The 25,450-nt window shown below is 71.1% G+C and carries 22 protein-coding genes; 15 read left to right on the top strand and 7 right to left on the bottom strand.

The genetic code is table 11. The annotated features are described in order from the left end of the window. Positions 1-100: 100 nt before the first annotated feature. The 4 genes from ACFP1K_RS29910 to ACFP1K_RS29895 all read right to left on the bottom strand — a co-directional run bounded on the left by ACFP1K_RS29910 (position 101) and on the right by ACFP1K_RS29895 (position 4,135). Positions 101-1,492, bottom strand: a complete 1,392-nt coding sequence (locus tag ACFP1K_RS29910) for a DUF4331 domain-containing protein (protein WP_380759517.1) — start codon at positions 1,490-1,492, stop codon at positions 101-103. A gap of 217 nt (positions 1,493-1,709) precedes the next feature. Next, positions 1,710-2,468, bottom strand: a complete 759-nt coding sequence (locus ACFP1K_RS29905; RefSeq protein ID WP_380759515.1) for an ABC transporter permease — start codon at positions 2,466-2,468, stop codon at positions 1,710-1,712. Between the two features lie 46 nt (positions 2,469-2,514). Continuing rightward, positions 2,515-3,534, bottom strand: coding sequence for an ATP-binding cassette domain-containing protein (locus tag ACFP1K_RS29900; RefSeq protein ID WP_380759513.1), 1,020 nt, complete (start codon positions 3,532-3,534; stop codon positions 2,515-2,517). A gap of 70 nt (positions 3,535-3,604) precedes the next feature. Continuing rightward, on the bottom strand, positions 3,605-4,135 hold the full coding sequence (locus tag ACFP1K_RS29895) for a PadR family transcriptional regulator (protein ID WP_380759510.1): 531 nt from the start codon (positions 4,133-4,135) through the stop codon (positions 3,605-3,607). Positions 4,136-4,293: 158 nt separating this feature from the next. Here ACFP1K_RS29895 and pafA point away from each other — a divergent pair, with 158 nt between their 5' ends. From pafA to ACFP1K_RS29845, 10 genes are all read left to right on the top strand, one after another. Further along, complete coding sequence (pafA, locus tag ACFP1K_RS29890; RefSeq protein WP_380759508.1) at positions 4,294-5,652, top strand: Pup--protein ligase; 1,359 nt, start codon at positions 4,294-4,296, stop codon at positions 5,650-5,652. Positions 5,653-5,690: 38 nt separating this feature from the next. Continuing rightward, positions 5,691-6,386 (top strand): SDR family oxidoreductase, encoded by a 696-nt coding sequence (locus tag ACFP1K_RS29885; RefSeq protein ID WP_380759506.1) that lies wholly within the window; start codon positions 5,691-5,693, stop codon positions 6,384-6,386. A 283-nt stretch (positions 6,387-6,669) separates the two neighbouring features. Further along, positions 6,670-7,611 (top strand): sigma-70 family RNA polymerase sigma factor, encoded by a 942-nt coding sequence (locus ACFP1K_RS29880; RefSeq protein ID WP_380759504.1) that lies wholly within the window; start codon positions 6,670-6,672, stop codon positions 7,609-7,611. A gap of 356 nt (positions 7,612-7,967) precedes the next feature. Further along, entirely contained in the window at positions 7,968-9,278 is a 1,311-nt protein-coding gene (locus ACFP1K_RS29875) for an ammonium transporter (protein WP_380759502.1), read from the top strand. Next, positions 9,275-9,613: a P-II family nitrogen regulator gene (locus tag ACFP1K_RS29870; RefSeq protein WP_380759500.1), complete on the top strand. Its 339-nt coding sequence runs from the start codon at positions 9,275-9,277 to the stop codon at positions 9,611-9,613. Before ACFP1K_RS29875 ends, ACFP1K_RS29870 begins: the two co-directional genes overlap by 4 nt. A gap of 4 nt (positions 9,614-9,617) precedes the next feature. Next, positions 9,618-11,981: a [protein-PII] uridylyltransferase gene (locus tag ACFP1K_RS29865; RefSeq protein WP_380759498.1), complete on the top strand. Its 2,364-nt coding sequence runs from the start codon at positions 9,618-9,620 to the stop codon at positions 11,979-11,981. 566 nt (positions 11,982-12,547) lie between these two features. Continuing rightward, complete coding sequence (locus tag ACFP1K_RS29860; RefSeq protein ID WP_380759496.1) at positions 12,548-15,619, top strand: sensor histidine kinase; 3,072 nt, start codon at positions 12,548-12,550, stop codon at positions 15,617-15,619. 81 nt (positions 15,620-15,700) lie between these two features. Next, positions 15,701-16,123: a roadblock/LC7 domain-containing protein gene (locus tag ACFP1K_RS29855; RefSeq protein WP_380759494.1), complete on the top strand. Its 423-nt coding sequence runs from the start codon at positions 15,701-15,703 to the stop codon at positions 16,121-16,123. After that, positions 16,123-16,482 carry a DUF742 domain-containing protein gene (locus ACFP1K_RS29850; RefSeq protein ID WP_380759491.1) on the top strand — a complete coding sequence of 120 codons (360 nt, stop codon included), beginning with the start codon at positions 16,123-16,125 and terminating at the stop codon, positions 16,480-16,482. The genes ACFP1K_RS29855 and ACFP1K_RS29850 overlap by 1 nt, the downstream gene beginning before the upstream one ends. Positions 16,483-16,495: 13 nt before the next feature. Next, complete coding sequence (locus ACFP1K_RS29845) at positions 16,496-17,053, top strand: GTP-binding protein (RefSeq protein ID WP_380759542.1); 558 nt, start codon at positions 16,496-16,498, stop codon at positions 17,051-17,053. A gap of 30 nt (positions 17,054-17,083) precedes the next feature. On the opposite strand, the gene ACFP1K_RS29840 is transcribed toward ACFP1K_RS29845, so the two are convergent. Both ACFP1K_RS29840 and ACFP1K_RS29835 read right to left on the bottom strand, forming a co-directional pair. Further along, positions 17,084-18,040, bottom strand: a complete 957-nt coding sequence (locus ACFP1K_RS29840; RefSeq protein WP_380759488.1) for an SIS domain-containing protein — start codon at positions 18,038-18,040, stop codon at positions 17,084-17,086. 37 nt (positions 18,041-18,077) lie between these two features. After that, positions 18,078-19,088: a hypothetical protein gene (locus ACFP1K_RS29835; RefSeq protein WP_380759486.1), complete on the bottom strand. Its 1,011-nt coding sequence runs from the start codon at positions 19,086-19,088 to the stop codon at positions 18,078-18,080. Between the two features lie 282 nt (positions 19,089-19,370). On the opposite strand from ACFP1K_RS29835, the gene ACFP1K_RS29830 reads away from it, so the two are divergent. The 4 genes from ACFP1K_RS29830 to ACFP1K_RS29815 are packed head-to-tail and all read left to right on the top strand — an operon-like array spanning position 19,371 to position 23,295. Continuing rightward, complete coding sequence (locus tag ACFP1K_RS29830; protein ID WP_380759484.1) at positions 19,371-20,510, top strand: polyamine ABC transporter substrate-binding protein; 1,140 nt, start codon at positions 19,371-19,373, stop codon at positions 20,508-20,510. A 22-nt stretch (positions 20,511-20,532) separates the two neighbouring features. Next, a complete protein-coding gene (locus ACFP1K_RS29825; RefSeq protein WP_380759482.1) occupies positions 20,533-21,459 on the top strand; it encodes an ABC transporter permease in 927 nt (308 codons plus the stop codon). Beyond that, entirely contained in the window at positions 21,452-22,225 is a 774-nt protein-coding gene (locus tag ACFP1K_RS29820) for an ABC transporter permease (RefSeq protein WP_380759480.1), read from the top strand. Before ACFP1K_RS29825 ends, ACFP1K_RS29820 begins: the two co-directional genes overlap by 8 nt. Further along, positions 22,222-23,295, top strand: a complete 1,074-nt coding sequence (locus ACFP1K_RS29815) for an ABC transporter ATP-binding protein (RefSeq protein WP_380759478.1) — start codon at positions 22,222-22,224, stop codon at positions 23,293-23,295. The genes ACFP1K_RS29820 and ACFP1K_RS29815 overlap by 4 nt, the downstream gene beginning before the upstream one ends. Before the next feature lie 2 nt (positions 23,296-23,297). Here ACFP1K_RS29815 and ACFP1K_RS29810 read toward each other — a convergent pair whose 3' ends face one another. After that, the gene (locus tag ACFP1K_RS29810) at positions 23,298-23,909 is read right to left on the bottom strand and encodes a TetR/AcrR family transcriptional regulator (RefSeq protein ID WP_380759476.1); all 612 of its coding nucleotides are present in this window, start codon (positions 23,907-23,909) and stop codon (positions 23,298-23,300) included. A gap of 132 nt (positions 23,910-24,041) precedes the next feature. Here ACFP1K_RS29810 and ACFP1K_RS29805 point away from each other — a divergent pair, with 132 nt between their 5' ends. Further along, the gene (locus ACFP1K_RS29805; RefSeq protein WP_380759474.1) at positions 24,042-25,316 is read left to right on the top strand and encodes a glycosyltransferase; all 1,275 of its coding nucleotides are present in this window, start codon (positions 24,042-24,044) and stop codon (positions 25,314-25,316) included. The last annotated feature ends 134 nt before the right edge of the window (positions 25,317-25,450 follow it).

The raw sequence follows: 25,450 nt of genomic DNA, 5'->3' as shown, positions 1-25,450 counted from the left end.
ACCGGCGGCGCCCCGGCTCCCGCCACGCTGCCGGCGGGAGCCGAGCCGGTGCCGGCGGCCGGGTGCGAGCCGGCCGCCGCCGCGACGCGCAGCGGGGGGATCAGCGGGTGTTGACCGCGGCCGCGCTGGGGAGCGGGATGTACGGGAACTTGTCCTGGAACGGGCGGTCGTTGGCGTCGACCTTGTCGCCGGCGGCGAGCGCGTCGACCAGCTTGCCGGTCTGCGCGGCGCCCTCGACGGCCTGCAGCGAGATGTCCACCACGTCGTCGCCGAGGCGGCGGCCGTTCGGGAAGCCCTGCAGGTCACCCGCGAGCACACCGAGCCGGTTGGGCTTGGCGGCGGGCGGGATGGACATGTTGAGCCGCAGCATCTCCGACGGGCGGAACGTCTTGGGGTCGACGTCCTTGTTCAGGATCTGCGAGTTCAGGTCGGCCTTGATCGGGCCGTTGGCCTTGGCGATGCCGGTCAGGAAGATCTCGACCAGGTCGTTGCGCGGCGTCTTCGGTGCGGGGATCTTGTAGATGCCCTCGATCAGCTTGGGCAGCTCGGGGTCGGTGACCCGCTTGACCACCGCGGGGATGCCCGCGTCCTTGTCGGGGCTGAGGGAGTTGAAGGTGTCCTTGAGCCCGGCGGGCACGACGACCTCGTTGACCAGCGGGTTGCCGAGACGCGACACCTGCTTGTAGCCGGTGGGGCTCCACTTCTCCGTGGTGGACCAGATGCCGATGACGGGGTTGCGCTTGGCGTCGCCCTTGACCGCGAGCTCGTCCTTCGGGACCTGGATGGCCACGCTGTGCACGTTGTAGCCCTTGGTGGAGTCCTGGCCGACCTCGGACAGGTCGCCGCCGTACAGCAGGTCGAAGACGCGAAGGTCGAGGAAGAACGCCTCGTCGGCCTGGCCGGCGAAGGTCTGGCCGCCGCCGGGGATCTTGTGCAGCGACTGGGCGCGCAGCTTGGCGTAGTCGGGCATCGAGGCGGGGCCGACGTTGCTCGGCGCGACGATGCCGTCCTTGATCAGGGTGGTCCAGCCGTGCTTCGCGTCGTACTTCTTCAGGGTGTAGCGCTGGCGGAAGAGCAGGTTCGGGTCGTCCAGCGAGGTGACCGGCCCGTTGTTGTAGAGGAAGGTGCTGTTGCCGCGCTTGTCCTGGTCGCGGAACGTCCACTGGTAGGTGACGTCGGGGCGGCCGTTGCCGTTGTTGTCGATCTTGATGTTGTAGCGGGACTTGGTGTCGAAGGTGTAGAAGTTCGGCCCGCCGACGGGCTCCTCGAACGGGAGCCAGTTGGCGATGAGGGTGACGGTGTCGGGCTTGTCAGGGCTGACGAAACCGTAGACGTCGGTGTTGTCGTTGCGCGGGTCGCCGGCGATCATCGGCGCCTCGCGGTGGGAGGAGGCGCCGCCGGGCTCGGGGCGCAGCACGGCGAAGGAGGAGGCCGACAGGGCCCCCACGGCCGCCAGTACGATCAGGGATCGCCGGTTGATCCGGAGTTCCATCTCGCTCGGGTCCTTTCGGGCCGCCGGTCGCCATGCGACCGGGCGTTGCTTTCGGAAGAGGGAGAGGTCCGGCCGGGATCCTCACCCGCGTATACGCGGCTGTCGCGAGATCGGATTGGTGTCTTCTCCGAAGAAGTTCCGATCGGCTTTTCCGCGTACCGCGGCCCGTCTCCGCGCCCGGCCGGTGCGACCGGCGGCACGAGTGGAACCGGGGGGCTCAGCCTGCGAGCCGCCGCATGGACGTCACCGACCACCAGACGGTGATCACCGCGAAGACCGCCATCAGCCCGAACGCCAGGGCGACCGAGCCGTCGGCCAGGTTCCCGTCGAACAGCGCGCGGCCGGCTTCGACCGCGTGGTAGAGCGGATTGAACTTGGCGACGACCTGCATCCACTGCGGGGCCAGCGAGATCGGCAGCAGGATGCCGGTCAGCAGGATCAGCGGCAGCGCGAAGAACTGCAGGATCTGCGACATGCCGTTCTCGTCGCGCAGGGCGAGCGCCAGGCCGTACGACAGGCCGGAGGCGAACAGGCCGGTCACCGCCATCAGGCCGATGAACGCGGCCAGGCCGGCCGGGCTCGGGCGCATGCCCATCAGCAGGCCGATCAGCACGATGAGCAGCGCCTGGATCACCAGGATGAGCACGTCGCGAACGGTGCGGCCGAGCACGATGGCCGGGCGGCTGACCGGGCTGACCGCCAGCCTCTCCAGGACGCCCGAGCGGATCTCCATGATCATGCCGAAGCCCACGAACAGCGAGCCGAACAACGCGATCATGATCATCATGCCGGGCGTGAACTGCTTCAGGGTCTCGGCCTCGGGCACGCCCGGGGTGAGCTTCGCCAGCAGGGGGGCGAACATCAACATGTAGAGCAACGGTTGCAGGATGCCGAACAACGGCCAGATGGGGTTGCGCGCCGTGTTCCTGAGCTCGTAGGCGAGGAAGAGCGCGGTGTGCTTCAGCACATTGGGCACGGGGGGTTCTCCAAGTCGATGAGGGGGCCGCGAGGCGCCGGGGGCTTCAGCCGGCGTCCCGCAGCGAGCGGCCGGTCTTGTGCAGGAAGACGTCGTCGAGCGTGGCGCGGTCCAGGGCGATCGAGCGCAGGACGACGCCGGCCTCCTCCAGCACGCGCAGCAGGCCGGGCAGGGCGTGCTCGCCGTCGTCGAGGTAGATCCGCAGGACGTCGCCGTCCACCCGGACCTCCTTGGTGTACGGCTGGACCTCCAGCAGCTTGGCGACCTCGGCGGGCACGCCCTCGACGGCGTCGGCCACGTCGCCGGAGCCGGCCCGCGCGGAGCCCGCCGCGTCGCCGGAGCCGATTCGCAGGGTGACCACGTCGCTGGCCACCTCGCGCTTCAGCGCGGCGGCGGTGCCCTCGGCCACGATCACGCCGTGGTCGACGATGGCGAGCCGGTCGCACAGCGCGTCGGCCTCGTCCAGGTAGTGGGTGGAGAGCAGGACGGTGGTGCCCGAGCTGCGCAGCAGCCGGATCTGGTCCCAGAGGTTGGCGCGGTTCTGCGGGTCGAGGCCGGTGGTCGGCTCGTCCAGGAACAGCAGCGGCGGCTGGTGCACCAGGCCGAGCGCGATGGCGACCCGGCGCTTCTGCCCGCCGGACAGCGTGCGCCCGGGGCGGTCGGCGAACTCGGCGAGCTCGAACGCGCTCAGCATCGCGTCGACCCGCTCGGCGGCCTGGGCCCTGCCGAGCCCGTTGATGCGGGCGGCGAGCATGAGGTTGGCGCGGGCGCCGTTGTTGTCGTCCACGCCGCCCGCCTGGCTGACGTAGCCGATCTTGCGGCGGATCTGGGACGCCTCGCCGGTCAGGTCGTGCCCGGCGACCCGGGCGGTGCCGCTGGTCGGGGCGATGAGGGTGGACAGCATGCGCATGGTGGTGGTCTTGCCGGCGCCGTTCGGGCCCAGCACGCCGAAGATCTCGCCGGTCTCGACCTGAAGGTCGATGCCCTTGACGGCCTCGACCGTCTGGCTCCCCTTACGGCTTCTGGTGGTGAACGTCTTTTTCAGTCCTTCTGCCGTGATGATCACATTTATTTCCTCTCGCGTCGGCGGTCGATTCTTGGCCCTCGAGTAGGTGGAGGGTCAACCGATTTACCTCTCAGGGCAATTCGCCCTCAGCGATCTTCTTGATGGCCTGCTCGACCCATTCCAGCTGGCTACGCACGTGCAGACCGGACAGGATCACGGTCTCGCCGACGTGGCGGGGCGCGCCGTGGGATCGCTTGCCCGCCAGGCCGCGCTCGTACATGAGCAGCTCGGCCCGCAACCGGTCCCTGCGCGCGGCGAGCGCGGCCGTCAGGTCGCCGGGGTCCATGCGGTCCATGAAGGTGAGGGCCACCAGGAAGGGGTCCACGATGGGCCTGTAGTCCCACCAGAAGTCGTTGAGCAGCCGCTGGAACTCCTGGCGCCCGGCGCCGGTGACGGCGTACACGGTCTGGCCGCCCCTGCCCCCCTCCACCACCTCCAGCAGGCCTTCCTTCGCCATCTGGGCGAGCCCGTGATAGATCGAGCCGAACGCGACGTTGGCCCAGTGGTCCGCGCCCCAAAGTTCGAGGGTCTGCCGAACCTTGTAGCCGTGCACGGGGCCGTCCAGCAGGACGCCGAGGATGAGGGTTCGCGTGGCGGACATGCACAATCTTTTATACAAGTTTGAGTAGAACGTCAATCGGCCGCGTGGACGACGGGTCCCGCCCCCCGGGCCCCCGCGCGGCACGTGGTACCCGCGGTCACGCCGGCCCCGATTCAAGATCTTTCCCGCTGCGAGCGTGGGGAAAGTAGCGTGAGGCCATGGAGCGTCGCATCTTCGGCCTGGAGAACGAGTACGGCGTCACGTGTACGTTCCGGGGGCAGCGCAGGCTGTCGCCGGACGAGGTGGCCCGGTACCTGTTCCGGCGGGTCGTGTCCTGGGGCCGGTCGAGCAACGTGTTCCTGCGCAACGGCGCGCGCCTGTATCTGGACGTGGGCAGTCATCCCGAGTACGCCACGCCCGAGTGTGACAACGTCGCCGAGCTGGTCACGCACGACAAGGCGGGCGAGCGCATCTTGGAGGGCCTGCTCGTCGACGCCGAGAAGCGGCTCCGCGAGGAGGGCATCGCCGGGGACATCTACCTGTTCAAGAACAACACCGACTCGGCCGGCAACTCCTACGGCTGCCACGAGAACTACTGTGTGAGCCGGCAGGGCGAGTTCGGGCGGCTGGCCGACGTGCTGATCCCGTTCCTGGTCACCCGTCAGATCATCTGCGGGGCGGGGAAGGTGCTGCAGACCCCGCGCGGCGCGGTGTACTGCGTCTCGCAGCGCGCCGAGCACATCTGGGAGGGGGTGTCGTCGGCGACGACCCGGTCCCGCCCGATCATCAACACCCGGGACGAGCCGCACGGCGACGCCGAGCGGTTCCGCCGGCTGCACGTGATCGTCGGCGACTCCAACATGAGCGAGACCACGACGCTGCTCAAGGTCGGGGCGACCGATCTGGTGCTGCGGATGGTCGAGGCCGGGATCGTGATGCGCGACCTGAGCCTGGAGAATCCGATCCGGGCCATCCGCGAGGTCTCCCACGACATGACCGGCCGGCGACGGGTCCGGCTCGCCAACGGGCGGGAGGCGTCCTCGCTGGAGATCCAGCAGGAGTATCTCGGCAAGGCAAGGGATTTCGTGGACCGGCGCGGCGGTGACGTGATCGCCAAGCGGGTGCTGGAGCTCTGGGAGCGCACGCTGCGCGCGGTGGAGACCGAGGACCTGGACCTGGTGTCCCGTGAGATCGACTGGGTTACGAAATATCAGCTCATCGAGCGCTATCGCAAGAAGTACGACCTTCCGCTGTCCTCGCCGCGGGTGGCCCAGCTCGACCTGGCGTACCACGACGTGCATCGCAGGCGCGGGCTGTTCTACCTGCTGCAGCGGCGCGGGGCGGTGGAGCGGGTGGCGTCCGACATCAAGATCTTCGAAGCGAAGTCGGTGCCGCCGCAGACCACCCGCGCGCGGCTGCGCGGCGAGTTCATCCGCAAGGCCCAGGAGAAGCGGCGCGACTTCACCGTCGACTGGGTGCACCTGAAGCTGAACGACCAGGCGCAGCGCACCGTGCTCTGCAAGGACCCGTTCCGCAGCGTCGACGAGCGGGTGGACAAGCTCATCGCCGGCATGTGACGCCCTCTCGTCCGCACACAGGCCCTAGGGTGAGGACCATGGCCGGACGACCCGTCGCCCTGATCACCGGGGGCTCGCGCGGCGTGGGCGCGTCGATCGCCCGCGCCCTCGCCCCCGAGTACGACCTGCTGCTCGGCGGGCGCGAGAGCACGGCGCTCCAGCAGATCTGCACGGAGCTCGGCGCCCGCCCGTGGCCGGTGGAGCTGACCGACGAGCGGGCCGTCGCCGAGGCCGCGGCCGGCGTGGAGCGGCTCGACGTGCTGGTGCACAGCGCGGGCGTGGCGCGGCTCGGCACGGTCGCCGAGCTGCCGGTCTCCGCGTGGCGCGAGATGTTCGAGGTGAACGTCACCGCCGTGGCCGGCCTGACCCGGCGGCTGCTGCCCGCGCTGCGCGCCGCACGCGGGCACGTTGTGATGATCAACTCCGGCTCCGGGCAGCGCGCCGCGGCCGGGTGGGGCGCCTACGCGGCCAGCAAGTTCGCGCTGCGCGCCCTGGCCGACGCGCTGCGGCTGGAGGAGGAGGGCGAGGGCCTGCGCGTCACCACCGTCTACCCCGGCCGGATCGACACCGACATGCAGCGGTCCGTGCGCGAGCAGGAGGACGGGGAGTACGAGCCCGGCAAATACCTCCGGCCGGAGTCGGTGGCCCGCGCCGTGCTGGCCGCCCTGCGGGCCGGCGAGGAGGCCCACCTCACCGAGATCACCGTGCGCCCCGCCGCGGGCCCGCTCACCTGATCACGGCCGCTCACTCTACCTGCGGGGACGCGTGAGGCCCGGCGGGACTCCAGCCGGAATTTCCCGGTGTTTCGTGGTCTTTCCCGGCGCGTTTCTCGTCCATATGGCCGCTCGGCTCATACCTGAGGAGGACACCGGAAACCATTCTCCGGTCCTATCTCTTTAGGGAATCTTTGCCGTGAACTGTTCGTTGTTGGGGGCAAGTAGGGGGAGAGCATGGCGCCGAGGCTGGCCCTGCTCCACCCGCTCACACGGCGGGCGCGGCGAGACGAGGTGCCATCGCATGGCAAGGCCGACGGGGAATCGGGCGCAAGAGCAGCAGGTCGCGGACAAGGACCTGCTCGGCACATATCTGGCAGAGATTGGCCGGGTGCCGCTACTGAGCGCGGAGCAGGAGGTCGAGCTCGCCAAGCGCATCGAGGCGGGCCTGTTCGCCGAGCAGCTCCTGGACGGGGGGGAACCGGAGCCGAAGGCGTCGGACGCCACGGACGAGGAACTCGAGAGGCTCGCGGTGTCGGGGCAGCGGGCCAAGGACGAGTTCATCCAGGCCAACCTGCGGCTGGTCGTCGCGGTCGCCCGGAAGTACTCCGGGCGGGGGATGCCGCTGATCGACCTGGTGCAGGAGGGGAACCTCGGCCTGGTCAGGGCCGTGGAGAAGTTCGACTACAGCCGGGGGTACAAGTTCTCCACCTACGCCACGTGGTGGATCCGCCAGTCCGTCGGCCGCGCCATCCACGAGCAGGCGCGCCCGGTGCGGCTGCCCACCCACGCGGGCGAGCAGATGACCCGGCTCATGCGGGTCCGCCGCGACATGATGGCCGAGTTCGACGCCGAGCCGACCGACGACGACCTCGCGGCCGTGCTCGACCTGCCGATCGAGCGGGTGCGTGAGCTGCGGCGCTGGGCGTCCGACCCGGTTTCCCTCCAGCTCGGCGTGGGCGACGAGGACGAGACCGAGCTCGGCGACATGATCGCCGACGACACCTGGGCCGATCCCGAGCAGCAGGCGATGGACACCCTCGACCGCGAGCGGCTGGAGGTATGGCTGCTCGGGCTGGAGGGACAGATCCGGGAAATGTTGCGGTGGCGTTACGGTCTGGTCGACGGTCGTGAGCACACCCTCACCGAGGTGGGCGAGCGCTACGGCATCGGCCGTGACCGCGCGCGACGCATGGAGCGCGACGCGCTGGCACGCTTGCGGAAGCTGGCGCAGACCGCGGCGTAACAGCGTTCCAACGGTTGCGATTTTCGCGACATATTCCCCTTTTATGGCGGTCCGGTGGCGTGCCGGACCGCGTCGGTACGCAGGTCAGCGGGCCGTTCGGCTCACCCCCGCTACCGGTCACCCGACCCGGGCGTCGAGATAGAGACGGTCCGATAAGGGGTGGCGGACTCTCCGAAACATGCCCGAAACACTCTCTCCGCGAGTTTCACCTACGTGAAACACACCAGGTAAGGACCTGAAACGGCGGAAGAACACGCTTTCGGCCAACGTCAGTGCGCAGCCGGTCAATGAAGCCCTGGAGCGCCCACTGCGGGAGAAATCGGCCACACGCCATTTTGTAAGGAGGGTCGCATCGGATGAAGATCGATAGCGGCACCACAGCCTGGATGCTCGCGGCCACCGCACTGGTGCTGCTCATGACTCCGGGCCTTGCGTTCTTCTACGGAGGCATGACCAGGGCCAAGAGTGTCCTGAACATGATGATGATGTCGTTCGTCAGCATCATCACCGTAACCATCGCCTGGACGATCTACGGTCACTCATTCGCCTTCGGCACCAACGGCAACGAGTTCCTCAACAAGTTCATCGGCGGGCTCGACGCGATCGGCCTGCAGAGCCTGGTCGACACGGCCACCAAGGACGACGGCACGGGCATGCCGTCCCTGGTGTTCTCCGCCTTCCAGCTCACGTTCGCCATCATCACCGTCGCCCTGATCAGCGGCGCCATCGCCGACCGTGCGAAGTTCGGCGCGTGGGTCGTCTTCTCGGTCGTCTGGGCCACCCTGGTCTACTTCCCCGTCGCGCACTGGGTGTGGGGCGGCGGCTGGCTCACCCAGCTCGGCATCGAGGACTTCGCCGGTGGGACGGTGGTGCACGTCAATGCCGGTGCGGCGGGTCTCGCGCTCGCGTTCGTGCTCGGCAAGCGCACCGGCTGGCGCAAGGACCCCATGCGCCCGCACAACCTGACCCTGGTCCTGCTCGGCGTCGGCCTGCTGTGGTTCGGCTGGTTCGGCTTCAACGCAGGCTCCGAACTCGCCGTGGACGGCACCGCCGGCCTGGCGTTCATGAACACCCAGATCGCCACGGCCGTGGCCGCCGGCGCCTGGATCCTGGTCGAGAAGCTTCGCGACGGCCACTCCACCACCCTCGGTGTCGCCTCCGGTGCGGTCGCCGGTCTGGTCGCCATCACCCCCGCCTGTGGTTTCGTCGACCCGTGGGCCGCGATCGTGATCGGCGCGCTCGCCGGTGCGGTGTGCGCGTACGCGGTCGGCCTGAAGTACAAGATGGGGTATGACGACTCGCTCGACGTGGTCGGCGTCCACCTGGTGGGCGGCGCGCTCGGAGCCATCTCCCTCGGCTTCTTCGCGGCCTACCCCTTCCTGGACCCGCAGGCCACGGGCTTGTTCTACGGCGGCGGTCTCACCCAGCTCGGACGCCAGATCCTCGGGCCGGTCGTCGTCGGGCTCTACTCCTTCGTCCTCGCGTGGATCATCGGCAAGATCATCGACAAGACGATGGGCTTCCGCATCCCCGAAGAGGAAGAGGTCACCGGCATCGACATCACGACCCACGCCGAGACCGGCTACGACCTCGGCTCCGTTCACGCTTCGGGCGTCTCGTCCGTGAACGGTCCTGTCCCATCAGTGGCGAAGAAGGTAGAAGCATGAGGCTCATCACAGCGGTGATCAAGCCCTTCAAGCTGGACGACGTGAAGGCGGCGCTGGAGCAGTTCGGCGTCAAGGGAATGACGGTCAGCGAGGCCAGCGGCTACGGCCGTCAGCGCGGCCACACCGAGGTCTACCGCGGCGCCGAGTACCAGGTCGACCTGGTGCCCAAGGTCCGGGTGGAGGTCCTCACCGAGGAAGAGGACGCCGAGGACGTGATCGACGTCATCGTCAAGGCGTCGCAGACCGGCAAGATCGGCGACGGGAAGGTCTGGTCCGTGCCGGTCGAGACGATCGTCCGGGTGCGCACGGGAGAACGCGGACCGGAAGCCCTCTAACCGGATGATGAGAGGCGACGCTCGCTCATATGCCGGGGTCCGCAAGGAGCGGGCCGCGGACATCGATCGCTGGCTGGCCGACCTCTTCCGCACGGCGAACCCACAGCCGTACGGACGGGAAGGCCGGGCCTGGCCCGGGGGGACGAAGAGCGGGTTCGCGACCGGAGACGAACGTGGCGCAGGTGTTCATTCACCGGGCGCCGGTGCCGCCCCCGCCGGGGGCGGCACACCGTTCGCGGGCACCGGGGTGTCCCTGGTCGCGGTCGGCAGTCTGGGGCGAGGGGAGCTCGCCCCCGGCAGTGATCTGGACCTGGTCCTCATCCACAACGGTCAGGACGACGTGGCCCGCATCGCGGACCGCATCTGGTACCCCATCTGGGACTCCGGCCTCGGGCTGGACCACTCGGTGCGCACGGTCGACGAGGTCACCAAGGTGGCCAGGGAGGACCTCAAGGCGGTCCTCGGCCTGATCCAGGCCCGGCACGTGACCGGTGACCCCGAGCTGACGAGGGCGGCACGCGAGGCGGTGCTCGCCGAATGGCGCGCCGATTCGCGCCGCAGGCTCGCCGAGCTGCGGGAGGCCGCGGACAAACGCGCCGAATCCTCGGGAGAGCTGGCCTTCCTCCTCGAACCCGACCTGCAGGACTCCCGCGGCGGGCTGCGCGACGTGCAGGCCATGCAGGCGGTCGCCGCCGCCTGGGTCGCCTCGGCGCCCGGCCCCCGGGTCCGCGAGGCGTACGAATTCCTGCTGGACGTCCGGCACGGGCTGCACCTTGTCACCGCGCGCGGCGCCGACCGCCTGGTGCTCCAGGAGCAGGACGCCGTGGCCGGGGCGCTCGGCCTGCTGGACGCCGAGGCGCTGATGCGCCGTCTCGCCGAGGCCGGCCGCACCATCTCCCACGCCTTCGACGCGACGTGGCGCACCGTGGACCGCCTGCTGTCCGGGCCGGCGCCGCGCGGACGCCGCCCGCTGGCCGACGGCGTGGTCGAGCACGGCGGCGAAGTGGTGCTCGCGCGCGGCGTGAACCCCAAGGACGATCCCGTGCTGATCCTGCGGGCGGCCGCCGCCGCGGCCGAGGCCGGGCTGCCGATCGCGCCCGCCACGGTGACGCTGCTCGCCGCGCAGTCCCCGCAGATGCCCGTGCCGTGGCCCGACGAGGCCCGCGACGCGCTGGTGGCGCTGCTCGGCGCCGGGCGGGCCGCCGTCCCGGTGTGGGAGGAGCTCGACCAGGCCGGCGTCATCGTGCGGCTGATCCCCGACTGGGAGCGCGTGCGGCACCGGCCCCAGCGCAACCCCGTCCATCGATTCACCGTCGACCGCCACCTCATCGAGACCGCGGCCGGGGCCGCGTCGTTCACCCGCGAGGTGGCCAGGCCCGACCTGCTGCTGATCTCCGCCCTGCTGCACGACGTGGGCAAGGGCTGGCCGGGCGACCACTCCACCACCGGCGAGGTCGTCGCCCGGGACATCGGGGCCCGGATGGGCCTGCCCGCCGCGGACGTCGAGATCCTCGCCACCGTGGTCCGCCACCATCTGCTGCTGCCCGAGACCGCGACCCGGCGCGACCTGGACGACCCGGTCACGATCTCGCGGGTCGCCGAGGCGGTCGGGTCCCGGCTGGTGCTGGAGCTGCTGGCCGCGCTCGCGGTGGCCGACGGCCACGCCACCGGACCCGCGGCGTGGAACACCTGGAAGGCGTCGCTGGTCTCCGAGCTGGTGCGCCGGGTCCGCTCGGTGCTGTCGGGCAGCCCTCCCGCGCCCGCGCCCAGCCTGTCGTCCCAGCAGGCGTCGCTGGCCAGGCACGGCGGAGGCGCGGTCCGCATCAACGGCGGCGCCGTCACCGTGGTGGCTCCTGATCGCCCCGGCCTGCTGTGGCGCGCCGCGGGCGTCCTCGCGGCCCACCGCATGGTGGTCCGCTCGGCCTCGGCCGCGTCCGCCTCGTCCACCGCCGTCATCGAGTTCTCCGTGGTCCCCGAGTACGGCACCCCGCCGGACCCCGCCACCCTGGAGGCCGACCTCCGCCTGGTGCTGGCAGGCCGCCTGGACATCGAGCAACGCCTGGCCCGCCGCACCCGCTCCCTGCGCCCCGCCCGGGTCCCCGTCGCCCCGCCCCGGGTGAGCCTGGTGGACGACGCCTCCCAGACGGCCACCGTCGTCGAGGTCCGCGCCCACGACCGTCCAGGCCTGCTCTGGCGCATCGGCCGGGCCTTCGGCGAGTGCAACCTGGACGTCCGCGCCGCCCGGGTGGAAACCCTGGGCGCCGAGGCCGTGGACGTCTTCTACGTCGTAGACCGCTCCGGCCGCCCCATAACCGACCCCGCCCAGCGCACCCAGGTCCGGGAGCACGTCCTTTCGGCCCTCCGCTGACCCACCGCCGCCCGGGGCGCGCGGAGTCTTTTCGGCGCCGCGGCGCTGAGATGTGGTCGGGACGAATATGACCCCGGCCTGCGGTGGACGCCCCGTGCCCTGACGCGGGGGCGGGCCGGGGGATCTTGGGACGAAGATCTACCGGCGTCCCCTTCAGGCCTGCTTCGGTGGTCGGTACGGTGGGGTGCTACCTGTCCCTACCTGGGGCTTTGCGCGATGAATCATAACAATTATGCTCAGCTGGGCCGTTCTGGCGTCGGTATAGGTGACCTTGTGGTCGAATTGTGCCCGCTTATGTACTTATCGGCCATGCCGTCATCCATGCATGGAAGATCGTGGGGGGTGGCGCGGTGCGGATGACCGAAAACGAGGGGCCGGAGGGTTCCGGCGGAGCCGGAGGAGCGGCCGGCGGCCACCCGGGAGCGCCCGGGGGCGAGCTGGAACGCCGCGAACGGGGAGGGCGACGCTCAGGGGCGAAGGCCGCTGAAGGCGCAGGTCAGGGCCAACACGGACAGCACGGGCAACAGGGGCAACACGCGCACCATGGGCAGCACGGCCGGGCCCGGATGTCCCGGTTGTCACTGCGCAACTGGCGCGTCTCCGCCCGCCTGACGGCACTGATCCTCGTCCCCACCATCGTCGGCGTCCTCCTGGCGGGACTGCGCGTCGTCTCCTCGATCGAGAGCGTGGGGGCGTACCAGCGCAACGCAGTGGAGGCGGGGATCGCGGGCGATCTGCGCACCCTGGCCGCGGCCCTCGGACTGGAACGCGACAGATCCATCTGGTCACAGGTCTCCCGCCAGCAGCGCACCCCGCTGGCCGCGCAGCGCGAGGTCGTGGACGCCGCCGTGGCCAAGGTCCGCACCGACCTCGGCGCGATCGACGTCGACTACGGTTCGCGCGCCGTCGAGGCCGCGCGCCAGGTGGGCACCCGCCTCGGCACGCTGCCCGTGATCCGCAAGGGCGGCCAGCCCGCCGCGTACGGCAACGTGATCTCCGCCCTGCTCCGCCTGCACGACGAGATCCTCCAGCACAGCGAGGACACGCAGCTCGTCAGCGGCGCCCGCGGCCTGGTGGCCCTCGCGCACGCCAAGGAGGAGGCGTCCCAGCAGCGCGGCACGCTCCTCGGCACCCTGGCCAGGGGTCAGCACTTCACCCCGGACACGCTGGAGGCGTTCATCGCCTCGCGGTCCCGGCAGCGCGCCGAGATGGACTCCTTCAACGGCGAGGCCGGCGCCGACAACGGCCGCCTCCTCGCCCAGACGGTGCAGGGCACGCAGTTCATCCGCGCCGAGCTGACCAAGTCGTGGGCCATCGCGCTGGCCAGCCGCAACCTGCCCATCCGGGACGCCGCCGGGCGGGTCACCGCGATCAAGCAGTGGTTCGACGACAGCACCAAGACCATCGACCTGCTGAACCAGGTGGAGAAGCGCATCGCCACCTCGGTCGGCGCCCGCAGCGCCGCCCTGGAGTCCACCGAGCGGCGCAACGCCATCACCGCCGCCGTGCTGATCCTCGCGCTGATCCTGCTGGTGCTGACCACCACCGTGCTGATCGCCCGCTCCATGGTCCGCCCGCTGCGCAGGCTGCGCTCGGAGGCCCTGGAGATCGCGGGCTACCGTCTGCCCGCCGTGGTGCGCCGCATGCGCGAGACCCCGGACGCCGCGCAGGCGCCGGACGTCCAGCCGATCCTGGTCGGCACCTCCGACGAGATCGGTGAGGTCGCCACCGCGTTCGACGAGGTGCACCGCCAGGCCCTGCGCCTGGCCGCCGAGGAGTCGCAGCTGCGCGGCAACGTCAACTCGATGTTCGTCAACCTGTCGCGGCGCATCCAGACCCTGGTCGAGCGGCAGATCTCGCTGATCGACGGCCTGGAGCGCGGCGAGCAGGACGGCGGCCGCCTGGCGGACCTGTTCAAGCTGGACCACCTGGCGACCCGCATGCGCCGCAACAGTGAGAACCTGCTGGTCCTGGCGGGGCACGAGGCGGCGCGCAAGCGCAGCCAGCCCGCCAAGCTGGTGGACGTGGTACGCGCCTCGCTGTCGGAGGTCGAGGACTACCAGCGGGTGACCGTGAAGGTCCACCGGGGCTCGGCCATCGCCGGGCACGCCGCCAACGACGTGGTCCACCTCATCGCCGAGCTGGTCGAGAACGCCCTGTCGTTCTCGCCGGGCACCACCAGGGTCGTGGTGTCCAGCAGCATGATCGAGGGCGGCGGCGCGCTGCTGGCGATCAGCGACGCGGGCATCGGCATGACGGCCGAGGAGGTCGGCGAGGTCAACCGCCGGCTGGCCGACCCGCCGGTGGTGGACGTGTCGGTGTCCCGCCGCATGGGCCTGTTCGTGGTCGGCCGCCTGGCGCTGCGCCACGGCATCCGGGTGCAGCTGCGCCGGGGCGACAACGCGGGCCTGATCGCCATGGTGCTCTTCCCGCCGCAGCTCATGACGGTGGACGCCGGACGCGGCCCCGCGCTCGCCCAGCCGGGCCTGCGCGCGGACCAGGGCACGCCCACCGGCCCCGTGACCGGCGGCAACGGCTCGTCGCCGTTCGGCGGCACCGGCGCCTTCGCCCCGTTCGCCGGTCCCGGCGCGCCGGGCACCGGCCCGCGCTCCGCGTTCGGCGACCCGGTGACGACGCCCCCCGCCGACCCCTGGCGCCCGCCCGCCGAGCCGCCGCAGGTGCCCCGCCAGGCCCCGCCGCCCCAGGGTGGCCCCGGCGGCCCCGGCACAGGCCCGCTGGTCCCCGGCACCGCCGCGGGCCCGGCGTCCGGCCCGGCCGGCCCGCGCACCGGTCCCGGGGGCCCGCCGAGCCCACTGTCCGGTCCCTACACCTCACCCGGCGACAGCGGCGCGTTCGTGACCCGCGCCGACGGCACCTTCGGCCCGCTGTCCGACCAGCGAGGCGGCGCGAACGGCCCGTTCGCGCCCCCGCCGGACCGTGGCCCGGCGACAGGCCCGTTCGCGACGCCCGCCGACCCCCGCGGCCCCGCCTCCGGTCCGTTCGCGCCCCCGCCGGACCGGGGCCCCGCCTCCGGCCCGTTCGCGCCCCCGCCGGACCGCGGACCGGCCACCGGCCCGTTCGCGTCGCCGGTCGCCGGTCAGTTCACGCGGGACGCCCCCACCGGGTCGTTCGACGTGCCGGGCAACGGCGGGCCGCTCGGGCCGCGTACCGGGCCGGGCGAGGCGCCGCTGGAGCGGGGAGACGAGTACCTTCCGATCTTCGCGTCGGTGGAGTCGGCGTGGTTCCGGCGGCCGGACGGCCCCGAGGCCGGGAACACGCCCGACGGGCCCGCCACGCCGGACCGGCGCGAGCCGGACGCCGAGGCACCCGCCCCCGGCGGCTGGAGCTCCGGCGCCGACCAGGGATGGCAGGCCGCGGACGCGGTCAAGGACCCCTCGCTCGGCGGCATCACCGCCGCGGGGCTCCCGAAGCGCACCCCGAAGGCCAACCTCGTGCCCGGCTCGGTGAACGCGGCCCCCGCCGCCCCGGCGCCGCCGCCCCCGGTCCGCACCGAGGCGTCCGCCGACCTGGTCCGCGCCCGGATGTCGCGCTTCCAGCAGGGCATCCGGCGCGGCCGTGCCGACATCTCCGGGTCCTCGTCCCGTCAGGGCGACCCCGACGGGCCACGCGGTGACTGACCATGGCTCTGCCGTTCCCACCGGCACCGGCGGCGCATCGCCGGACTCGCCGTACCCGATGACCTTGATGAGGAGGGGCTCGTGATCGACCTGAGTCACGAGGCACGCAGGTTCGACTGGCTGATCACGGAGTTCGTCAGCGGGACACCTGGCGTGGCGCACGCCGTCGTCGTCTCGGCCGACGGCCTCCGCCTGGCCAACTCTGAGGGCTTTCCCCCCGACCGGGCCGACCAGCTCGCCGCGGTCGCCGCGGGGTTGCTGAGCCTCACCGTCGGCGCGTCCCGCGTCTTCGAGGGCGGCCCGGTGACGCAGACGGTGGTCGAGATGGAGCGCGGGATCATGCTGGTGATGGCCATCAGCGACGGGTCGTGCCTCGCCGTCCTGGCCTCGCCGGAGTGCGACATGGGCCTGGTGGCCTACCAGATGACGTTGCTCGTCGAGCGGGTCGGGCAGGTGCTCACGCCGGCCCTGCGCGCCGAGTTGCAGACCTCCAGGATCCGGTGATGCAGGGGGGTGACGGGACCGAGGACGAGCCGCTCTTCCGTCCCTACGCCGTCACCGGGGGCCGTGCCGAGCCGAACTACCATCTCGCGATGGAGACACTTGTCTCGTCGGCCCCGATAATGAGCGATGATTTGTCCTTGCTCACCCCGGAGCAAGAGGCGATCATCATGCTTTGCCACTCCGTCCATTCGGTCGCGGAGATCTCCGCGCTCCTGCGGGTCCCGCTCGGCGTGGCCCGTGTGCTGGTCGCCGACATGGCCGACGAAGGTCTGGTACGCCTGCACCTGCCGCGGCTCGACCAGGGACAGCCAGACCTCAACCTGCTCGAAAGGGTTCTCAGTGGACTTCGCAGGCTCTAGCCGGAGCGCGGCGCTGACGTCGACGAAGATCGTCGTCGCGGGCGGCTTCGGCGTCGGGAAGACCACGTTCGTCGGCGCGGTGTCGGAGATCCTTCCCCTGACCACCGAGGCCGTGATGACGGACGCCAGCGCCGGCATCGACGACCTCGGGCTGACCCCGAACAAGACCACGACCACCGTGGCGATGGACTTCGGCCGGTTATCACTGGACCAGGACCTGATCCTGTATCTGTTCGGCACGCCGGGCCAGCACCGTTTCTGGTTCATGTGGGACGACCTGGTGCGCGGCGCCATCGGCGCGGTGGTGCTGGTCGACACGCGGCGGCTCGCCGACTGCTTCCCGGCCATCGACTACTTCGAAGAGGCCGGGCTGCCCTTCGTGGTGGCGGTCAACGGCTGGGACGGGCACTTCCCGCACGTCGAGCAGGAGGTGCGGGAGGCGCTGACCCTGGCCCCGCACATCCCGATCGTGCGCACCGACGCCCGCTCCAGGGAAGCGGTGAAGCTCACGCTGATCACGCTGGTCGAGTACGTCCTGACCATCCGCGCCGCGTACGGCCGGCTGGCCTGAGCCCGGCCGCCGCGGCGCGGCTGCCGGCGGTCAGGAGGCGTTCGCCCACCAGTGGGCGGCGACCAGCTCGGCCACCAGCGTCTCGGTGAGCAGGGCGACCTCCGGGTCCTCGTCCCCGGCGTACCTGACCGCGTGCGCGCCCGCCACCTCGGCGCCGACGGCGAGGACGGTGGAGCCGCGCTGCCGGATCCAGTCCATCGCCTGCTCGTCGTAGCGCGAGCCGGGGAACAGGATGGCCCGGTAGTCCAGCGTCTTGGTCAGGTAGACGTCCACGTGCGCCCAGTCGCCGGTCTCGCAGGCGACGGCGGGCCGCCGGGGGCCCTCGCGGACCATCAGGGCCGACTGCTCGGCGGACGAGATCCGCTCGGCGGGAGCGATCGTGTAGACGCCGTGCGGGCCGTCCAGGAGCGCCAGGGCGTCGGCGAGCCAGGTGCCGCGCCGGTCCAGCAGGTCGGCGGTGGCGTCCGCCGCGCGCCGCACCAGGCCGGGCACGTCGGCCTTGACCCCGGTGAGCCGGGACGCAAGGGCGAGCAGCAGCGCGAGGGTGTGCTGGAACGTGCGGCAGGACACCCCGCCGCGCTCCTCGCCCGCGGTCATCTCCACCACCAGGTCCGCGTCCCGGGTGACCGGCGAGCCGGGCGCGTTGGTGAGCGCGAGCACGCGGGACGTCCCGGCGTGCCGCTCCAGCGCGTCCAGCGTCTCGCGGCTGCCCCCGGTGGCCGAGATCGCGACCACGAGCGTGTCCGGCGCGGGCGGCTGCCCGAGCGCGGCCGAGGCGTACTCGGCCACCGCGTCGACCCCCGCCGCGCGCAGGCGCGGCGCCACCACCCGGGCCGCGTACCGGGAGCTGCCCATGCCGAGGAACACCACCCGGCGCACGCCCTCACCGAGCCCGTCGAACGGGTCGGCCGCCTCCAGCGCGCGGGCGAGCGTCTCCAGCGCCGCGGGCTTGGCCTCCAGGTCGGCCAGGTACAGATCGGGGTTCACATGGTCTCCTCGGTGGCGGGAACGCCGGGGCCGGCGCTCACGCGGTATCTCCTGTGGCGGGCGTGCCGCCGAAGCGGGCGCGCAGCACACCCATGGGGGCGTAGCGCCAGCGGGGCAGATGGCGGGCGGCGTAGATCAGCTCGCGGCACTCCTGCTCGATCTCGAACGGCGCGAGCAGCGACTCCTCCAGCAGCCACGCCTTACCGGCCTCGGCGAGCCGGGCGCGGTAGGCCGTCAGCAGGGCCGCGCGGGCCCGCGCGGCCCAGGCGACGGACGCGGCGGGGTCCGCGCCCCTGCGCTTGATCGCCACCTGCGCGACGTGCTCCAGGCTGGTCGCCAGTTGGGCGACGTCGCGGGCGGCGGGCTGGTAGGGGTCCTGCTCACGCACCGTGGGGTTGCCGTCGAAGTCGATGACGGCGTAACCGTCGCGCCAGCGTAGCGTCTGCCCGACGTGCAGGTCCCCGTGCACCCTGATCAGGGGCGTGCGGCCGGCCCGGCCGAGCGGCTCGACGAGCCCGCGCAGCCGTTCGGCGAGCCTGGCCAGCCACTCGCCGTCCGCGCCGCCGGTGAGCTCCAGCGCCTCCGCCAGCGCGGTCGCCGCCCTGGTGCCCCACCGGCCCTCGGGGTCGCCGTTCCGCACCGGCTCGGGGAACGTGGGGGAGGGGGTGGCCAGCGCCAGGTGCAGGTCGGCGGCCAGGCGCCCGAGGTCGGCGGCGAAGGCGGTGCGCCCGTTCGCCGCCTCGGTCACGCACCAGTCGAAGCCGTCGGTGGCCTCCGGCAGGTACGCGGTCACCAGCGCGACCAGCGTGCCGGTGCCGTCGGCGCCGCGGGAGGTCAGCGCGGCGTACGGCCGGGCGGTCTCGGTGAAGCCGACGGCGGTCAGGTGGGCGAAGAACTCCGGGGCGGGCTGGGGGAGCGGTACGGGCGGCGTGAGCCACTTGACGACCAGCCGCTCGTCCACGATGACCGAGAGGTTGGTCTGGTCGGCCTCGATCGCCCGCTCTGCCGCGCCGGCCCCCACCGCGGGCAGCGGGTGGAACTGAAGCACGCTGTAATCGCCCGGTGGCGCGGCACCGGAGGAAAGCGCGGCGACCAGGCGACTACTGCTTCCGTCGCCTGCGGTTGGCCGGAGCGGGAGACCGGACGGTCCCCCGCCCGCTGTTGAACTCAGATTCAACTCGACTCCCAAACTACGAGCTAACAATGTACCGAAAAGTCTTGCTCATGTTGATATGTGCTGCAACACTCCTGCCTTGGTCTGCCGTGCGAAGGTCAAGCACTGCGGTCATAAGCGAACCTCAGAAGCTTCAGAACCTAAGGAGTAGCGGTCGTGTCCCGAATCCGGTACACCCGTCGTCTTCCGGCCGCGGCCGTCGCCGCCGGTCTCGCTCTCGCCCTCGCGGCGTGCGGCGGTGGCGAATCCCCGACGAGTGCGGACGGCGCGGCGCCCACCGCGGCCGCCGAACAGCTCAACCCGAACGCGGATCTGGCGAAGCAGAGCCTCACGATCACGATCTGGGACGGCTACAGCCCCAAGGACCTGCCCCAGCAGGTCAAGCAGAAGCTCGGCTTCGACGTCAAGGTGGCCATCCACGACACCAACGAGACGGCGATGGCCAAGCTCACCGCCAGCGCCGACAGCGGCATCGACGTCGCGTTCGTCTCCGGCCAGTACGCCCAGGCGCTCAACGAGCAGGGCCTGCTGGAGCCTCTTCACCCCGAGCTGATCCCGAACCTGGCGAACCTCTACCCCGAGGCCTCCCAGATGTCCTTCGACAAGGGCAACAAGTTCTCGGTTCCCTACACCTGGGGCACCACGGGCATCTGCTACCGCACCGACCTGGTGAAGACCAAGCCGACGAGCTGGAACGACATCCTCAACCCCCCGGCGGAGCTCAAGGGCAAGGTCACCATGATGACCACCGAGCGCTGGCTCGCGCTGCCCGCGCTGAAGGCCCTCGGGTACTCCATCAACACCACCGACGACAAGCAGCTGGCCCAGGCCAAGGACCTGCTGCTCAAGGCCAAGCAGTCGCTGCTCGCCTACGACGACACCACCTTCGGCGCCAGGCTGGAGAAGGGTGAGGCGGCCATGGTGGAGGCGTGGGACGGCTGGTGCCCGACCACCAACCCGAAGATCAAGTTCGAGGTGCCCAAGGAGGGCAGCGACCTCTGGTCCGACACCATGGTGATCATGAAGTCGTCCAAGAACAAGGAGGCGGCGCACGCCTTCATCAACTTCATCCTGGACCCGGCGGTGCACAGCTGGGTGGGTGAGAACATCCTGTACAAGGTGCCGAACAAGGCCGCCATGGACCTGCTCGCCGCCAACAACAAGAAGCTGCTCGAGGCCAACCTGCCGCTGCAGATGACCCCGGCCGACCTGCTCAAGGGCGAGTCGATCGTCGACCTCGGCGAGGCGTCCACCAAGTACACGCGCCTGTCGACCGAAGTGTCGGCCAGTCAGTGACGGTGACGGTCTCACGTTGACCATGCAACACGAAGTCGCGCGCCCCGGCGCGGCGGCCGGCCCCGTCCCGGGCCGCCCGCCGCGCCGGGCCCGCGCGCTCGGGCTCGCCGCCGCGCGCCTGGCCTTCCTCGGGCCGGGCCTCACCTACCTGATCGTGCTGCTGATCGTGCCGCTCGCCCTCGTGCTGAGCTACACGATCTTCCGCAGGGGCAGGTTCGGCGGCGTGGTGTACGAGGCGACCGGGGAGAACTTCGCCCGCCTGGTCGATCCGCTGTACTTCGACATCGTTCTGAACTCCGTCAAGATCGCCGCGCTGACGACGCTGCTGGCGCTGCTGATCGGGTACCCGACGGCGTACGTCATCGCCCGGCTGCCGCGGAAGTGGAAGACCATCGCGCTGGTCGCGATCGTGCTGCCGTTCTGGACCAACTTCATCATCCGGGTCTACGCCTGGGTGATCCTGCTCAGCGGGCCCGGCCTGGTGAACAAGGTGCTCACCGGCTTCGGGCTGATCGACGAGCCGCTGAAGCTGCTGTACAACGAGGGCGCCATCGTCGTCGGCCTGCTGTACTCCTACCTCCCGCTCATGATCCTTCCGCTGTACGCCGCCATCGAGCGGCTGGACCCCGTGCTCGGCGAGGCCTCGGCCAACCTCGGCGCCCGCCCGGCCCGCACGTTCTGGTCGGTCACGCTGCCGCTGACCACGCCGGGCGTGCTCACCGGGTGCGTGTTCGTCTTCGTGCCGTGCCTCGGCAACTTCGTCATCCCCGAGCTCCTCGGCGGCGGCCGGTCCATCATGGTCGGCAACCTGATCAGGGACCAGTTCCTCAAGGCCCGCGACTGGCCGTTCGGCTCCACCCTCCAGCTGGCGGTGATCGCGGCGCTGATCGTGCTGCTGTTCCTGCAGGCCTGGGCGTCGCGGCTGTACGGAGGCGAGCGACGTGCGTAGACCGCGCCTGATCTATTTCCCCTTCTGGGCGGCGTACGTCTTCCTGTACGCGCCGATCCTCGTGCTCGTCGTGATGTCGTTCAACTCCGGCAAGTCGCCGTACGTCTACGAGGGCTTCAGCCTGAAGTGGTTCGCCGAGCTGGCCGGCGACGACACCGTGCGCCAGGGCCTGGTCAACACCCTGATCGTGGCCCTGGGGGCGACGGTGCTGTCCACGGTGCTCGGCACGCTGCTCGCGGTGGGCATGGCCCGCTACGTCAGGTCACGGCTGCTGGACGCCCTCGGCCTGCTGCCCGCCGTGATGCCGGACCTGGCCCTCGCGATCGGGTTGCTGGTGTTCTACTCGGCGATCCGGATGACGCTCGGCCTGCACTCGATCATGCTGGCGCACGTGGTGTTCGGCATGGCGTTCGTCGCCGCCGTGGTGCGCACGCGGCTCTCGCACGCCGACACCTCCCTGGAGGAGGCGTCCCGCGACCTCGGGGCGACCCCGGTGGCGACGTTCGCCCGCATCACGCTGCCCACCCTGGCGCCCGGCATCGCGGCGGGGGCGCTGCTGGCGTTCACGCTGTCCATCGACGAGTTCGTGCTGGCGTTCTTCACCGCCGCGCCGACCGAGCCGACGCTGCCCATCGTCATCTACTCGATGGTGCGCTTCGGCGTCACACCAGAGATCAACGCGCTGGCGACGCTGCTGCTCGCGGTGAGCTTCACCGTGGTCATCGTGGCCCAGCGCATGACCCGACTGACGGAGTCGTTCCGATGACCGCTGTTTCACCGGCCGCCCAGGCGCCCGCCGCGTCCCAGACGCTGGTGGGCATCGAGCGGGTCTCGCGGAGGTTCGGGGACGTGGTCGCCCTGGACGACGTCACCCTGGACATCCGGCAGGGGGAGTTCTTCGCCCTGCTCGGCCCGAGCGGCTGCGGCAAGACGACGCTGCTGCGCATCCTGGCCGGCTTCGAGGACCCCGACTCCGGCGCGGTCACCCTGGACGGCGCCGACCTGCTGGCGCGCCCGGCGCACCGCCGCCCGGTCAACCTGATGTTCCAGTCGTACGCGCTGTTCCCGCACATGACCGTGGTCAGGAACGTCGCCTACGGCCTGGAGCGCGAAGGGCTGCCGCGCGCCGAGGTGCGCGCCCGGGTCGCCGAGGTGCTGGAGACCGTGGGCCTCACCCAGCAGGCGGGGCGCCGCCCGCACCAGCTGTCCGGCGGCCAGCGCCAGCGCGTCGCGCTCGCCCGCGCCATCGTCAAACGGCCCCGGCTGCTGCTGCTGGACGAGCCGCTGTCCGCGCTGGACAAGAAGGTGCGGGCCGAGATGCAGCTGGAGCTCAAGCGGTTGCAGCACGAGGTCGGCATCACCTTCGTCGTGGTCACCCACGACCAGGAGGAGGCCATGTCGCTGGCCGACCGGATCGCGGTGATGGACACGGGCCGGGTGGAGCAGGTGGACGCCCCCGTACGGCTGTACGAGCGGCCCGCCACGCCGTTCGTCGCCGGCTTCATCGGGGACAACAACCTGTTCGAGGGCACGGCGGCCGGCGACGGCCTGCTGGTGCCCGGCCTCGGCACGCTGCCCGCCGCCGGCGGGTTCGCCGCGGGCGCGCCCGCGCTGCTCGGCGTGCGTCCCGAGTCGGTGCGCCTCACGCAGGGCGGGGTGCTGAAGGGCGTCGTGGCCGACGTCAGCTTCTACGGCGGGGTGTCGCACATCGCGGTGCGGGTGGCCGGCCGTGAACGGCCGGTGCTGGTCGCCGCGCAGGGCCCCGCGCGGGTCGGCGCGGGCGCGGAGGTCGGCCTGGACTGGCGGCCCGCCGACGCGGTGCTGATCTCGCGGTGAGGTCAGTCGCCGCCCTTCAGCGTGTTGCCGGTGACGGCGCGTGCGTAGCTGAGGATGAGCTCGGCCGCCTCGGCCGGGCCGATCACCGGGTGCCTGGCCGTGATGCGGTAGCCGTAGGCGTCCTCCAGCGCGACCAGGTTGCGGGCGATCACCAGCGAGTCGCCGGTGAGAGTGAACACCCCGAGCGCCGAGCCGGTGTCCAGGATCGACTGGTACAGCGCGACCTGCCGGTCGTACAGCGTGGTGAGCAGCACGGCGTACACACGGTTGCGGGGGGCGGCCCCGCCGAGCTCGTTGAGCAGGCGCACCCCGGGGTCGTCCGGCCCCGCCGGCAGCCCCGAGCGGACCGTGACCACGAGCTTCTCCACCGGGTCGTTCAGTCCCGTCACCCGCTTGACGCGCAGCTCGTAGAACCGTTCCATGCCGGCGTGGTGGGCCTCGAGCAGCAGCTCACTGAGGTCGGGGTAGTGGTAGAGCACCGCGCCCGACGTCAGCCCGGCCTCCTCGGCGACGTGGTTGAGATGGACGCCCTGGCTGCCGTGGCGCAGGATGGCCCGCCGCGCGGCCTCGATGAGGTCCACCCGCCGGTCCGCCCGGCTTTTGCGCGCGCTCATGCCGCCCTCCCCGTATGCCCCGATGTTGAAGCTGGAGTCTAAAGTGACGTCTCCGCTTCAAGCCACTCATAGCTGCATACTCGTCTACCCCATCCGCACTTTTTGAACCCATCTTCAACTAACGGAGGGCCGATGGCCACCATTCTGTTCATGCCGGAAAGCGCCTACGGGCCGACGAACAACTGCATCGGCATCGCCGACATCCTGCGTCAGCGGGGCCACCGCGTGGTGTTCGCCGCCGAGGCGTCGTGGAAGGGCAAGCTCACCGCGCTCGGCTTCGAGGAGGACCTGGTCGACCTCGCTCCGCCGTCCGAGGAGGAGCAGGACGCGGGCCAGTTCTGGAAGGACTTCATCCGCGACACCGCCCCCGAGTACCGCAAGTCCACCCTGGAGCAGCTGGAGACGGTCACCAAGCCGATCTGGGACGCGCTGATCGACGGGTCCAAGTACTGCGAGCCGCAGCTGAAGGCGATCATGGAGCGGGTGCGGCCGGACGTCGTCGTCGAGGACAACGTCATCGCGTTCCCCGCGCTGCTCACCGCAGGCAAGCCGTTCGTGCGCATCGTCTCGTGCAACCCGCTGGAGGTGAAGGGTGACGGCGTCGCGCCGGTGTTCAGCGGCCTGCCCGCCGAGGACGCCTCCGGGTGGGACGCCTTCCGCGCCGAGTACGACCGCACCCACCGGGAGATCTGGGAGGCCTTCAACGCCTGGGTGACCGAGCAGGGCGCGCCCCCGCTGCCCGACCTGGAGTTCATCCACGAGGGCGACCTGAACCTCTACGTGTACCCCGAGATCGTCGACTACACCGACGCCCGGCCGCTCGGGCCGTCCTGGCACCGGCTGGACTCCTCGGTGCGGGAGACGGACGTGGAATTCGAGCTGCCCGAATCCCTGGCGGGCGGCGAGGGCTCGCTGGTCTACTTCTCCCTCGGCTCGCTCGGCTCGGCCGACGTCGAGCTGATGCAGCGGGTGATCGACCTGCTCGGCACGACGCCGCACCGTTACATCGTCTCCAAGGGCCCGCTGCACGAGGAGATCAAGCTGGCGGGCAACATGTGGGGCGCGGAGATCGTGCCGCAGACCAAGATCCTCCCGCTGGTCGACCTGGTCATCACGCACGGCGGCAACAACACCACCACCGAGGCGCTGCACTTCGGCAAGCCGATGGTCCTGCTGCCGCTGTTCTGGGACCAGTACGACAACGCCCAGCGTGTGCACGAGCTCGGCTACGGCGTGCGGCTTTCGACGTACACCTTCGCCGACGAGGAGCTGACCGGCGCGGTGGAGCGGCTGCTGGCCGACACCGGTCTGCGGGAGCGCCTGGCCGAGGCCGGCGCGGAGATCCGCCGCCGGGACGGACTGCGCAAGGCCGCCGACCTGATCGAGGGCGCCGCGGCGCCGGCCTGAGTGGCGGGACGGGCCCCCCGTACCACTTGTGTCACTTTCTGCCACTCCCGGGAGACCCCGGCGCCGGGCCGGAACCGGCGCCGGATCGGGCGTGATTGGTCCATGATGGGCGATGTCAGTCGATCCGCCGCCGG

The organism is Sphaerisporangium aureirubrum (assembly GCF_042658925.1).
GTDB lineage: Bacteria > Actinomycetota > Actinomycetes > Streptosporangiales > Streptosporangiaceae > Sphaerisporangium > Sphaerisporangium aureirubrum.
The sequence above is the reverse complement of the archived record's forward strand: the minus strand, read 5'-3'. Positions and strand labels throughout refer to the sequence as shown.